This is a genomic window from Actinoplanes sp. NPDC048967, assembly GCF_040649415.1.
Classification (GTDB): Bacteria; Actinomycetota; Actinomycetes; order Mycobacteriales; family Micromonosporaceae; genus Actinoplanes.
In genome coordinates this window covers 335,951-348,273 of the sequence record NZ_JBEZFL010000004.1, presented here as the reverse complement: position 1 = coordinate 348,273, position 12,323 = coordinate 335,951, and the positions used below count along the sequence as shown (strand labels likewise).

General features: G+C 70.7%; 12 protein-coding genes. 6 read left to right on the top strand and 6 right to left on the bottom strand.

The genetic code is table 11. The features are described from left to right. The first annotated feature begins 556 nt into the window (after positions 1-556). Both AB0C12_RS19340 and rny read left to right on the top strand, forming a co-directional pair. A complete protein-coding gene (locus tag AB0C12_RS19340; protein ID WP_360549705.1) occupies positions 557-1,177 on the top strand; it encodes a hypothetical protein in 621 nt (206 codons plus the stop codon). 374 nt (positions 1,178-1,551) lie between these two features. Next, complete coding sequence (gene rny / locus AB0C12_RS19335; RefSeq protein WP_360549703.1) at positions 1,552-3,276, top strand: ribonuclease Y; 1,725 nt, start codon at positions 1,552-1,554, stop codon at positions 3,274-3,276. Between the two features lie 98 nt (positions 3,277-3,374). Here the strand turns inward: rny and AB0C12_RS19330 are convergent, their stop codons facing one another. Beyond that, positions 3,375-4,235, bottom strand: a complete 861-nt coding sequence (locus AB0C12_RS19330; RefSeq protein WP_360549701.1) for a helix-turn-helix domain-containing protein — start codon at positions 4,233-4,235, stop codon at positions 3,375-3,377. A 131-nt stretch (positions 4,236-4,366) separates the two neighbouring features. On the opposite strand from AB0C12_RS19330, the gene AB0C12_RS19325 reads away from it, so the two are divergent. Further along, on the top strand, positions 4,367-4,576 hold the full coding sequence (locus tag AB0C12_RS19325) for a 4-oxalocrotonate tautomerase family protein (RefSeq protein ID WP_360549699.1): 210 nt from the start codon (positions 4,367-4,369) through the stop codon (positions 4,574-4,576). Positions 4,577-4,618: 42 nt separating this feature from the next. Here the strand turns inward: AB0C12_RS19325 and AB0C12_RS19320 are convergent, their stop codons facing one another. From AB0C12_RS19320 to AB0C12_RS19305, 4 genes are all read right to left on the bottom strand, one after another. Continuing rightward, the gene (locus AB0C12_RS19320; protein WP_360549697.1) at positions 4,619-5,500 is read right to left on the bottom strand and encodes an amino acid ABC transporter permease; all 882 of its coding nucleotides are present in this window, start codon (positions 5,498-5,500) and stop codon (positions 4,619-4,621) included. Beyond that, positions 5,497-6,171, bottom strand: coding sequence for an amino acid ABC transporter permease (locus tag AB0C12_RS19315; RefSeq protein WP_360549695.1), 675 nt, complete (start codon positions 6,169-6,171; stop codon positions 5,497-5,499). Before AB0C12_RS19315 ends, AB0C12_RS19320 begins: the two co-directional genes overlap by 4 nt. A 77-nt stretch (positions 6,172-6,248) precedes the next feature. Beyond that, the gene (locus AB0C12_RS19310) at positions 6,249-7,106 is read right to left on the bottom strand and encodes a glutamate ABC transporter substrate-binding protein (RefSeq protein WP_360549693.1); all 858 of its coding nucleotides are present in this window, start codon (positions 7,104-7,106) and stop codon (positions 6,249-6,251) included. A 98-nt stretch (positions 7,107-7,204) separates the two neighbouring features. Next, positions 7,205-7,951 (bottom strand): amino acid ABC transporter ATP-binding protein, encoded by a 747-nt coding sequence (locus AB0C12_RS19305; RefSeq protein WP_360549691.1) that lies wholly within the window; start codon positions 7,949-7,951, stop codon positions 7,205-7,207. A gap of 139 nt (positions 7,952-8,090) precedes the next feature. Between AB0C12_RS19305 and AB0C12_RS19300 the strand changes: the two genes are divergently transcribed. From AB0C12_RS19300 to AB0C12_RS19290, 3 genes are read left to right on the top strand one after another with little or no spacing between them, the layout of a single operon-like run. After that, complete coding sequence (locus tag AB0C12_RS19300; protein WP_360549689.1) at positions 8,091-8,576, top strand: hypothetical protein; 486 nt, start codon at positions 8,091-8,093, stop codon at positions 8,574-8,576. 21 nt (positions 8,577-8,597) lie between these two features. Next, on the top strand, positions 8,598-10,091 hold the full coding sequence (gene miaB, locus AB0C12_RS19295) for a tRNA (N6-isopentenyl adenosine(37)-C2)-methylthiotransferase MiaB (protein ID WP_360549687.1): 1,494 nt from the start codon (positions 8,598-8,600) through the stop codon (positions 10,089-10,091). A gap of 38 nt (positions 10,092-10,129) precedes the next feature. Next, positions 10,130-11,575 (top strand): GGDEF domain-containing protein, encoded by a 1,446-nt coding sequence (locus AB0C12_RS19290; RefSeq protein ID WP_360549685.1) that lies wholly within the window; start codon positions 10,130-10,132, stop codon positions 11,573-11,575. Here the strand turns inward: AB0C12_RS19290 and AB0C12_RS19285 are convergent, their stop codons facing one another. Further along, positions 11,576-12,310 (bottom strand): SDR family oxidoreductase, encoded by a 735-nt coding sequence (locus AB0C12_RS19285; protein ID WP_360549683.1) that lies wholly within the window; start codon positions 12,308-12,310, stop codon positions 11,576-11,578. It abuts the gene before it with no gap. Positions 12,311-12,323 lie beyond the last annotated feature (13 nt).

Here is a 12,323-nt window from a genome sequence, read left to right as displayed (position 1 = left end):
TCCGACCTCGGGTGCCGGCCCGGCCTATGGTGCGGCGTCGATCGTGGGAGCGACTCCGACCTCGGGTGCCGGCCCGGCCTATGGTGCGGCGTCGATCGTGGGAGCGACTCCGACCTCGGGTGCCGGCCCGGCCTATGGTGCGGCGTCGATCGCGGGAGCGACTCCGACCTCGGGCGCCGGCCCGGCCTACGGCGCAGCGCCGATCTCAGGAGCAGGCCCGATCTCAGCTACCGACCCCGCCTATGGCGCCGCCCCCACCTCAGGCGCAGCCCCGAACCACCCCTACGGCGCCACCCCGACATCGGGCGCAGGACCAGCCCCGTCCTACGGCCCAACGCCCACCTCCGGCGAAGCCGGCCGAACCACCGCAGGAACAGGCCCAACCTTCGAAGGAGGGACAGGCCCAACCTCCAGCCCCCCGAGCTGGTCCGCCACCGACCCGACCTCCGGCCCCACCCCGGACCCGTACGGCTTCTCGGTCTCCCCCTCCTACCACCCCGGCCCCCGCATCGAACCGACCCCGAAGCAACCCAAGAGCCGCCTCCTCCTCCCAGCCGTGGCCGGCCTCCTGACCGGCCTGGTGATCTTCGGCACCGGCGGCTGGTTCCTCGGCCGGTCCACCGCTGACCCCGCCACCCCGGCTCCCACCCGATCCGCGCCGGCGCCCACGGGACCCGCGGCAGCCCTGCCCCCGTACGAGCAGAACCAGGTGACGATCAACCAGCCGAAGTTCGCCGGCCCGCTCGCCCCCGTGGCTCAGGGCTGGCTTCCGCACCTGTCCGGCTGCCAGCGCAACGGGGAGAAGGACGGCCCCGTGCTCAACAAGGGGGAGAAGGCGCGGGTCCGCTGCGAGATGGACGCCATGAGTGTGATCTTCGTGGAGTACGCCACCATCGCCGACCGGGACAAGGCTCGCGTGAAGACCCTCGGGCAGAACGTCGACGCGCGGACCCTCACGCCCGGAGCCGCCGGTGCCGCGGTTGAGCGGGCCACGCCGTCCGGCCGGAGCAATGGCAACTACGTGGAGTACGCGTACCAGGCCTCGGGCAACACCGTCGCCGGCATCTGGTGGGACGACTCCGCCACCCCGGTGGCCGCGTACCTGCTTGCCTACTGGAAGGAAGGGACCGGCGAGAAGTGGGAGCCGATGCGCGACGTCTGGGCCCGCTACGCCTGAATTGCCCCCCAACGTACTTGAGCAGGGCGTGAGCGGGTCTGTGCCGTACGTCCCATCCGCTGCCGAATCATGAGTCCTTGACCGAAGCGGCACTTGCGACCTAGCCTCGCGTTACACAGGTTTGCTCGACCATCGCAGGCTAAGCGCACAACATAGATCGCATTACATTACGGCATCACTTGAGGCGCAGGGCGCCGTCGATGCCTCCGCCGCCCGCAGACCGCGCGGGCGGGGGCCAGTCATACCCGCGGTCGGTCTTCGACGCCCACGCGTGGCGCCGTCGGCTGGCCACGCCTGCGGTCAGTCGCCTTGGTCGGGCATTCCCTCAGGCAGCCGACGCAGTGATGCGGCGCGGCGAAGGGAGACTCGGCGAGATGACCGCCCTGGAGTGGGTACTCGTAGTGGCGATCGTCGTTCTCGCTGCCTTCGTGGTGGTCGGCCTGGTCCTGGGCGCCCGGGCGCTGCGTCAGCTGCAGGAGAGCAAGACCGCCGACCGGGAGAGCCGCGAGCAGACCCTCGACGCCGCCAAAGCCAAGGTCGACGACGCGAACGCCAAGGCTGCGTCCGTACGGGCGGAAGCCGCCGCCGCCAAAGCCGAAGCCACCTCCGCGCGGGCCGAGGCCCGCCGGGTCCTCGAGGCCGCCCACGAGGAAGCCGACACGATCCTCGAGCACGCGCACCGCCAGGCCGAGTCCGACGCGGAGCAGGTCCGCACGGCGGCCCGGCGCAGCGGCGAACGCGAGGTCGCCCTGCTCAACGCGACCGCCAAGGAGCACGCCGCCGAGGTCGAGCGACGCGCGGCCCGGATCGACGAGCGCGAGCGGCTGCACGCCGACGAGGTGGAACGCCTGGTCGAGCGGGAGCGCCGGCTGGCCGCGATGGACGTCGACCTGTCCGCCCGCGAGGCCGCGCTGTCCGCCCGCGAGGCCGAGCTGACCATCGCGGAGGAGAGCCGCCGCAAGGAGCTCGAGCGGGTCGCGGGCCTGACCGCCGACGCCGCCCGCACCGAGTTGATCGACACGCTCGAGAGCCAGGCCAAGCGCGAGGCCGCGATCCTGATCCGGGACATCGAGAGTGAGGCCAAGCACACCGCCGACACCCGGGCCCGGCACATCGTGGTCGACGCCATCCAGCGGATCGCCAGCGAGCAGACCGCGGAGAGCGTGGTCAGCGTCCTGCACCTGCCCAGCGACGAGATGAAGGGCCGGATCATCGGCCGCGAGGGCCGCAACATCCGGGCCTTCGAGTCGACGACGGGCGTCAACCTGATCATCGACGACACCCCGGAGGCGGTGCTGCTCTCCTGCTTCGACCCGGTGCGTCGCGAGGTGGGCCGGCTCACGCTGGAGAAGCTGGTGCTCGACGGGCGGATCCATCCGCACCGCATCGAGGAGGTCTTCGACAGCGCCAGGAACGAGGTCGACCGGCTCTGCGAGCGTGCCGCCGAGGAAGCCCTGGTCGACGTCGGCATCACCGACCTGCACCCCGAGCTCGCGACGCTGCTGGGCCGGCTGCGCTACCGCACCAGCTACGGCCAGAACGTGCTCAAGCACCTGGTCGAGACCGCGCACATCGCCGGCATCATGGCCGCTGAGCTGGGCCTCGACGTCCCGACGATCAAGCGGTCGGCGTTCCTGCACGACATCGGCAAGGCGCTGACCCACGAGGTGGAGGGCAGCCACGCGCTGATCGGCGCGGACCTGGCCCGCAAGTACGGCGAGTCCGAGGACGTCGTGCACGCCATCGAGGCCCACCACAACGAGGTCCAGCCGCAGACCATCGAGGCCGTGCTGACCCAGGCCGCGGACGCCTGCTCCGGTGGCCGGCCCGGCGCGCGCCGGGAGAGCCTCGAGGCCTACGTGAAGCGGCTGGAGCGGATCGAGGAGATCGCGGCCGGCAAGGTCGGCGTCGACAAGGTCTTCGCCATGCAGGCGGGGCGCGAGATCCGCGTCATGGTCCGGCCCGAGGACGTGGACGACATCGGCGCGGCGGTGCTGGCCCGCGACGTCGCCAAACAGATCGAGGAAGAGCTCACCTACCCGGGACAGATCCGGGTGACGGTCGTCCGCGAGTCGCGGGTTACGGAGCTGGCCAGGTAAGACGCAAGATCAAGATCAAGGCGCTGTCGTGCCTGGTTGCCTGGTGCTGACCGTCGCTCCCGCCGAGACCGGGCGAGGGTGACCAATCGCCTGGCGGCTCATGAGCGGCCACCCTCACCCTGCCAGCTGATTGCCGGGCTGAAACCCAGCGTCTGCGTGCCGATGACCGCGAGCAGCTGCAACTGGTCGACGGCCGGACTGCCCGGCGGGGCCGTGAAGAACTGCAATCGCTGCCGTCCGTCCTCGCTGAACAGGTTCTGGCAGTTGATGTCCAGCACACCCAGCTCCGCGTGGTTGATGCGTTTACGGTCGCCCCGCCGTACCGCGACATCGCCGGTCTCCCAGAGCGCGACGAACTCCGGGCCGGTCCGGTGCAGGCGGGTGACCAGGTCCCGGGCCTCCGGGTCGGTCCCGCGCCGGGCGACCGCCGCGCGCAGGTCGCTGACCAGCACCTTCGAGTGGTGCGGGTGGTCCTCCGAAGGATAGATCGACCGGCTGGCCGGCTCGGCGAACCAGCGGTGCAGGTAGTCGCGCACCGGCGGGCCCAGCAGCGCCCCGGCCGGCCTGTTCTGCACCACCGTCTCGTGCAGGTCCGTCATGATCCGGGCGGGCGTGCTGCCGAGCTGGTCCAGCAGGGTCAGCATCGCCGGCGGCACGTGCGCGGCCGTGCCGTGGGTCGCCGGCACCGCCCGCCCGGCCAGCAGGAACAGGTGGTCGCGTTCGTCGGCGTCCAGGCGCAGTGCCCGGGCCAGGGCCGCCAGCATCTGCGCCGACGGCTGCGCACCGCGGCCGCGTTCCAGCTCGGTGTAGTACTCCACCGAGGCGCCGGCCAGCTGGGCCACCTCGTCGCGGCGCAGGCCCGGCACCCGCCGCCGCGGTCCGGAGGGCAGGCCCGCCTCGGCGGGGGCGATCCGGGCCCGCCGTGATCGCAGGAAGACGCCCAGCTCAGAGAGGTTCACCCGGCCAGTGTCGCCGGTGCGGGCCGGCGCATCCAGGGGGTGACGTCCCCTGGCTGACCGCCCGGCCGGGCGCCACGCTGGTGCCGGGTCAGCGGACGCCGGCCCGATCATCACCACGATGCGGAGACGACATGCCGTTCGCGAATCTGAAGGTGCCCGCCGGACTGCTCTCGAACGAGCAGAAGGAGGTCCTCGTGCACCGGGTCACCGACCTGTACGCCGAGACGTTCGGCGACGCCGTACGGGACAACACCATGGTGCTCGTCGACGAGGTCGCCGACGGCGGCTGGGGCATCCGGGGTGAGGTCCTCACCCTGGCCAAGCTGCAGCAGGGCGGCTGAACGGTGGCCGCGCCCGGGGTCGCCCGGGCGCGGCCACCGCAGTCAGGCTCCGTCCGCGTCGCCGGCCTGCACCGCCGCGGCCGGCACCGGCCCGCTGGTCACCTTCGGGGCCTTGCCCTGGCGCCGGGTCCGGCGTTCCAGCCAGCCCGCGAGGGCGGTCAGGGAGGCGTTCACCGCGATGTAGATGATCGCCGCGACGATCGCCGCCGCCACGATGTTGCCGAAGTTGGCCGCCAGCGTGTTCACGCCGTCCTGCAGCAGCTCCGAGTAGCCGATGATGTAGCCCAGCGCCGTGTCCTTGACCAGGACCACCAGCTGGCTGACGATCACCGGCAGCATGGCCCGGGCCGCCTGCGGGACCAGGATCTCGCGCATCACCTGGCTCTTGCGCATGCCGATCGCGTAGCCGGCCTCGCTCTGCCCGCGGGGCACCGACTTGATGCCGGCGCGGAACGCCTCCGCCAGCACCGAGCCGTTGTAGAGCGTCAGACCGATGACCACGGCCCAGAACGGGTCCATCGGCGCCTCGGTGATGAACGGGACGCCGTAGAAGATGAAGAACATCAGCAGCAGCAGCGGTACGGCGCGGAAGAACTCCACGACCACGCCGGCCGGCAGGCTGAGCCACCAGTGGTCGGAGAGCCGCCCGACCGAGAAGACGATGCCGAAGATCAGGGACAGCACCATCGCCACGGCGGCCGCGCTCAAGGTCGCCCACAGGCCCGGCAGGATGTAGTCCGTCCAGGTCGACGACTCGGTGAACGGCTTCCACAGCGCGGCCGCCCACTGGCCCTTCTCGTCGAACTTGCGGTAGATCCAGTACAGCAGGGCCAGCCCGGCGAGACCGAAGATGACGGTCAGGACGGCGTTACGGACCTTGGCCCGGGGCCCCGGGTGGTCGTAGAGAACAGCGTCAGCACTCATCGCTTCACCGCCAGCCGGTTGGCCAGCCAGCCGAAGGCGTAGCCGGTGGGGATCAGGACCAGGGCGAAGGTGCCGGCGAAGACCAGGAAGATCGCGATGACCGCGTCGCCGTTGGCGTTGATCAGTTCCTTCATCGCGTTCGAGGACTCGGCCAGGCCGATCGTGCCGACGATGGTCGAGTTCTTCGCCAGGGCGATGAAGATGCTGCCCAGCGGCGCGACCACCGCGCGGCCGGCCTGCGGCAGGATCACCATCGTCAGGGTCTGGAAGAACGACATGCCGATCGCCCGGGCGGCCTCGGCCTGCCCGGCGGGGACCGTGTTGATGCCGGAGCGGATCGCTTCGCACACGAACGCGGCGGTGTAGACCGACAGCCCGATGACGCCGAGCCAGTAGTTGTTGAGGTCGATGTCGTCGGCCAGGGACAGGCCCAGGGTCGAGAACAGACCGAAGTAGCAGAAGAACACGATCAGCGTCAGCGGCGTGTTCCGGAACGTGTTGACCCACAGGGTGCCGAAGCCGCGCAGGACCGGCACCGGCGAGACACGCATCGCGGCGAGCACCACGCCGAGCACGAGCGCGCCCACGGTGCCGGCCGCGGTCAGTTTCAGGATCCAGAGGAAACCCGTGACGTACACGTCGAAGTTGCTCGGATCGGAGAAGACGTCCATCGTCCTCACTTCCTCACGCCGCGGCAGGGAACAACCGGGCGGGGCCGGCGCTGCCGGCCCCGCCCGTCTTCAAACGATCAGCTGCAGTTGGTCAGCTTGGCGACGTCGAGAGTCGGGGCCGCCTGGCCGCTCTTGCCCAGCGTGGTGTCCCACGCCGCCTTGTACGAGCCGTCGGCCGCGGCCGCCTTGAGGATCTCGTTGATCTTCTCGCAGCCCGCCTTGTCGTCCTTCTTGAGGCCGACGCCGTACGGCTCCTCGCTGAACTTCTTGCCGACGACCTTGAACTTGCCGGCGTACTGGTCCTGGGAGGCGTAGCCCGCCAGGATGATGTCGTCGGTGGTGACCGCGTCGACCTGACCGCCGGCCAGCGCCGTCACGCACTTGGAGTACGCGTCGAACTGCTGGAGCTTGGCGTCCTTGTACTCGGTCTGGATCCGCTTGGCCGGCGTGGAGCCGGAGACGGAGCAGACCTTCTTGCCGGCCAGCGACTCCGGGCCGGTGATCGTCGACGCGGTCGGCACGAGCAGGTCCTGACCGGCGATGTAGTACGGGCCGCCGAAGTTGACGACCTTCTTGCGCTCGTCGTTGATCGTGTATGTCGCCACAACCATGTCGACCTGGCCCTGCTGGATGAACGGCTCACGGTTGGACGACACGGTGGTCTTGTACTCGATGCCGGTCTCCGGCACGCCGAGGCCCTTCGCGATGATCTTCGCGATCTCGACGTCGAAGCCGGTGTAGGTGCCACCGGTCTGCAGGCCCAGGCCGGGCTGGTCGGCCTTGACACCGAACACGAGCTTGCCGCCGGCCGCCTTGCCGATGATGCCGCTGGCCTTGGCGTCGGAACCCGACCCGCTGTCGTCGCCGCCACATGCCGCGGCGGCCATCGCCAGGGCGAACGCCCCGACCGCTGCCGTCATTCGGGTGATGCGCATCGTCCCGCTCCTCTGACTCAGTACTGCGAATTGCTGGAAACTGGTGAACATTGCCGAACCTGCACACACAACGCAGAGGGGGTATCCGCTGTGGACATTCAGTGGGTGAGGATCTTCGAGAGGAAGTCCCGGGCGCGCTCGCTCTTCGGGTTGTCGAAGAACTCGGCCGGGGGAGCCGACTCGACGAGCTGACCGTCGGCCATGAAGACCACCCGGTTGGCGGCGTGTCGCGCGAAACCCATCTCGTGGGTGACCACGACCATCGTCATGCCGTCCCGGGCGAGCGAGGTCATCACGTCGAGCACCTCGCCGACCATCTCGGGGTCGAGCGCGCTGGTCGGCTCGTCGAAGAGCAGGGCCTTGGGCTGCATGGCCAGCGCCCGCGCGATGGCCACCCGCTGCTGCTGACCGCCGGAGAGCTGCGCCGGATACTTCTCGGCCTGGCTGGCGATGCCGACCCGGTCGAGCAGGGCCATGGCGCGCTCGCGGACCACCGCCGGCTTCTCGCCGCGGACCTTGACCGGGCCCAGCATGACGTTCTGCAGGATGGTCTTGTGCGCGAAGAGGTTGAACGACTGGAAGACCATGCCGACCTCGCTGCGCAGCCGGGCCAGCGCCTTGCCCTCGGCCGGCAGCGTCTGCCCGTCGAAGGTGATCGTGCCGGAGTTGATCGGCTCGAGCCGGTTGATCGCCCGGCACAGCGTCGACTTACCGGACCCGGACGGTCCGATCACGACGACCACCTCGCCACGGTCGACCGACAGGCTGACATCCTGCAGGACGTGCAAGGGGCCGAAGTACTTGTTGACGCCGTCGAGAACGATGAGAGGCTCGCTTGTCGGCACCGTCGGACCACCGTCCCGTCGTTGGGTTCACTCGGATGGGGTCACTCTATGGGCGCGGTTGTATCGGTTCACGCCGAGATTGGTCACGGAGCGGTAACTGTGCAGGTGTACGGCCGAAGGGATGTCCACGATGAGCGGTATGGCTGACGCCGATCCGAGTGACGGGCTTTGGAGCTGGTGTGTCGCCGGACGCCTGGATGCGGCTTTGGTCCGCGACGCTCTGTCGGGTGCCCTGCAACGGCCGGTGACGACTCTGGACGTACCGGTCGACGACGCGGTGCTGTGCGACGTCTGGCACGTCGGCGGCGACTTCCCGACGGCGATCGAGTGCTTCCTGGCCCCGGGCGAGCTCACCGAGGCGACCATCGCCAGCGCCGTCGCGGTCCGGCTCGGCGCCGACCTGCTGCTGCCCGACGACACCCTCAACCCCACCAGGTACGTGCTGGCCGAGCCGGACGGCACGCTGCGGGCCGTGCACGTCGACGAGGTCGAGACCGACGACGGTACGGAGCGCCGGCACGTCCGCCCCTGCACGGGCTCCGACCCGGCCTGCGCCCGCGGCCCGGGTTGCAGCCGTTCGCGGTACAAGCCGGTCCCGACGCCGGAGCGACCCGCGGCGGCCTAGGGACTACCCTGGTCAATTGCCATGACTACCGAGACTTCTCCCGCCGCCGCCCGCACCTATGACGTGCGCACCTACGGCTGCCAGATGAACGTGCACGACAGCGAGCGCATCTCCGGTCTGCTGGAGGGCGCCGGCTACGTGCGGGCCGCGGACGCCGACGCGGCTGACGTGGTCGTCTTCAACACCTGCGCGGTACGGGAGAACGCCGACAACCGCCTCTACGGCAACCTCGGCCACCTGCGCCCGACCAAGCTGAAGAACCCGGACATGCAGATCGCGGTCGGCGGCTGCCTGGCCCAGAAGGACCGCGGCGACATAGTCAAGCGCGCGCCCTGGGTCGACGTGGTCTTCGGCACGCACAACATCGGCTCGCTGCCGGTGCTGCTGGAACGCGCCCGGCACAACCAGGACGCCGAGGTCGAGATCCTCGAGTCGCTCGAGGTCTTCCCGTCGACGCTGCCGACGCGCCGCGAGTCGACCTACGCCGGCTGGGTGTCGATCTCGGTGGGCTGCAACAACACCTGCACGTTCTGCATCGTGCCGTCGCTGCGCGGCAAGGAGAAGGACCGCCGCCCGGGCGACGTGCTGGCCGAGGTCGAGGCGCTGGTGGCCGAGGGCGTGCTCGAGGTCACCCTGCTGGGTCAGAACGTGAACTCGTACGGGGTGGAGTTCGGTGACCGGCTCGCGTTCGGCAAGCTGCTGCGCGCCTGCGGCGGGGTCGAGGGCCTGGAGCGGGTCCGCTTCACCAGTCCGCACCCGAAGGACTTCACCGACGACGTGATCGCCGCGATGGCCGAGACGCCGAACGTCTGCCACTCGCTGCACATGCCGCTGCAGTCCGGCTCCGACGACGTGCTCAAGGCGATGCGCCGCAGCTACCGCTCGGAGAAGTACCTCGGCATCATCGACAAGGTCCGGGCCGCGATGCCGGACGCCGCGATCACCACCGACATCATCGTCGGCTTCCCCGGCGAGACCGAGGACGACTTCGAGCGCACCCTGGACGTGGTCCGCCAGGCCCGCTTCTCCAGCGCCTTCACCTTCCAGTATTCGAAGCGCCCGGGCACCCCGGCCGCGACGATGGCCGACCAGCTGCCCAAGCAGGTCGTCCAGCAGCGCTACGAGCGCCTGATCGCCACGCTCGAGGACATCACCTGGGCGGAGAACAAGAAGCAGGTCGGGCGCGAGGTCGAGGTCCTGGTCGCGACCGGCGAGGGCCGTAAGGACGAGCGCACCGGCCGGATGAGCGGCCGGGCCCGGGACGGCCGGCTGGTGCACTTCGCCACCGGCGAGCTGACCGGCGTCCGGCCCGGCGACATCGTCACCACCGAGATCACGTACGCGGCCCCGCACCACCTGAACGCCGACGGCGCACCGCTGAGCCACCGCCGCACCCGGGCCGGCGACGCGCACGAGGCCGGCCGGGCCCCGCGCACCGCCGGGGTGACGCTGGGCCTGCCGACGGTGGGCATCCCCGCGCCGCTGCCCGCGACCACCGGTGGTTGCGCGCTCTAAAGCCTCAAGAACCACGGCCCCCGGCCGATCCGGGAGCCGTGGTTCTGCGCTGGTACGCCGTGCTCTCCTTCGCCCTGGTGGCGGGGTATCCGGTGCTGTCGTACGACGTCCGCACGGTCCCGTTCCTGCTGGTCACCCTGGGCGCCATCCCGGCGGTGCTGATCGGGGTCCGGCGCAGCCCGCGCACCGCCCGGCTGCCCTGGTGGTTGCTGCTGGCCGGCCTGGTGGTGTTCAACCTCGGCAACTGCGCCTGGCTCTGGGTGGTCTACGCGCAGGGCCGGATCAGCGGTGACGGCTCCCTGGCGGACGCGTTGTTCAGCCTGGCCAACCTGCTCATGTTCGCCGGGGCGATGGTCGTGGTGTTGCGGCGCGGCCGGCGCGACATCGGCGGTGTCATCGACTCGGCCATCACCGCGCTGGCTCTCGGCGGCCTGCTGTGGGACACCGTACTGCTGCCGCAGCTGACCGCCACCGACGTGCTGATGGGCCGGCAGGGCGCGCTGTTCGTCAACGTGCTGGTGATGGCCGGCACGCTCGGCGCACTCCTCCGGGTCTCGCTGGTGGCCGGCGGCCGGCTGCCCGCCCTGTGGATGCTGGTCGCGGGTATGGCGGCGGGGCTGGTCGGCAACGTCGCCGCGGCGATGACCATCGATCCGGTCAGCGGCGTGCGGGCCGACTGGACCAACATGGCTTTCCTGGTGGCGTACGCCCTGCTCGGCTGCGCGGCCCTGCACCCCTCGTCGGCGCTGATCCTGCAGCCGGGCCGGCCGCCGGACGACGACCTGTCGGCGACCCGGCTGGCCTTTCTGGGGGTCATGACGGCCCTGATCCCCGTGGTCGGCGGTGGCCGGGTGGTGCTCGGCCTGGAGAGCGACGGGCTGCTCATCGCGGTCGGGTCGGCCGCGGTGATCCCGCTGGTCATGATCCGGATCGCGCGGCTGGCCGGTCAGCGCCGCCGGGCGGAGCGGGCGCTGCGCCGGATGGCCACCCACGACGCCCTGACCGGCCTGCCGAACCGGGCGGCCTGCCTGGAACGGCTCGAGACCGACCTGGCCGACCTGCGCACCGACCACCCGGCCGGGCTGGCCGTGCTCTTCACCGACCTCGACGGCTTCAAACCGGTCAACGACCGGCTCGGCCACGCGGCCGGCGACGAGCTGCTGATCGCGGTGGCCGCCCGGTTGCGCGGCTGCGTTCGTGAGGATGACCTGGTGAGCCGGTTCGGCGGAGACGAGTTCGTGGTGGTGTGCCGCGACACCGATCCCCGGGCCGCCGTGGACGCGATCTGCGCCCGGATCCGCGAGATGGTCGAGCAGCCGCTGACCGTGGGCGGCGAGACCGTCCGGATCGGCCTGAGCGTCGGCGTGGCCTTCGCCGGCCCGGCCGCCACCACCGACGACCTGATCGGCCGGGCCGACCTCGCCATGTACGCCGCCAAGCAGTCCAAGGCGATCGGCACCTTCAGCCTCGCGCTGGCCTCCTGATCACCAGGGCACCGGCCCGTCGTCGTTGAAGAAGCCGCCGGTCGGACCGTCCGCGCCCAGCGTCGCGAGCCGGACCACGATCGCCGCGCCCTGCCGCGGCGTACGGGGCGCCCGGTGGTCGGTGAAGTCGGTGGCCACCCAGCCGGGATCGGCCGCGTTCACCAGCACCCCGTCCTTGCCCAGCTCCTTCGCGTACTGCACGGTCAGCGAGTTGAGGGCGGTCTTGGACGGCACGTACGCGGCACTCGGCGGCATCTGCGCCAGCGGCCCGTCCGGATCGCTCATGGCGGCCAGCGAGCCGACGCCGCTGGACATGTTGACGATGCGGGGAGCGCCGGACCGGCGCAGCAGCGGCAGCATCGCGTTGGTCACGGTCAGGACGCCGATGACGTTGACGTCGAACACCGCGCGGAACACCGCCGGGTCGACGCTGCTCGGTGCCTGGTCCAGGCCGCCGCTGATCCCGGCGTTGTTGACCAGCACGTCGAGCCGGCCGAACCGCTCCTCGACCGTCGCGGCCGCCGCCCGGACCGTCGCCGGATCGGTCACGTCGAGAGCGACCCCGTGCACGTTGCCGTGGCCTGCTTCCCGCAGGGCCGTGACTGCTTGCTCCCGGCGCTTGTCGTCCCGCGCGCCGAGGAGCACCGTCATGCCGCGCTCGGCGAGCTGCGCGACGATCTCGTAGCCGATGCCTTTGTTCGCCCCGGTCACCAGGGCGATCCTCTGTTCCGTCATGCCTCCAGCGGAC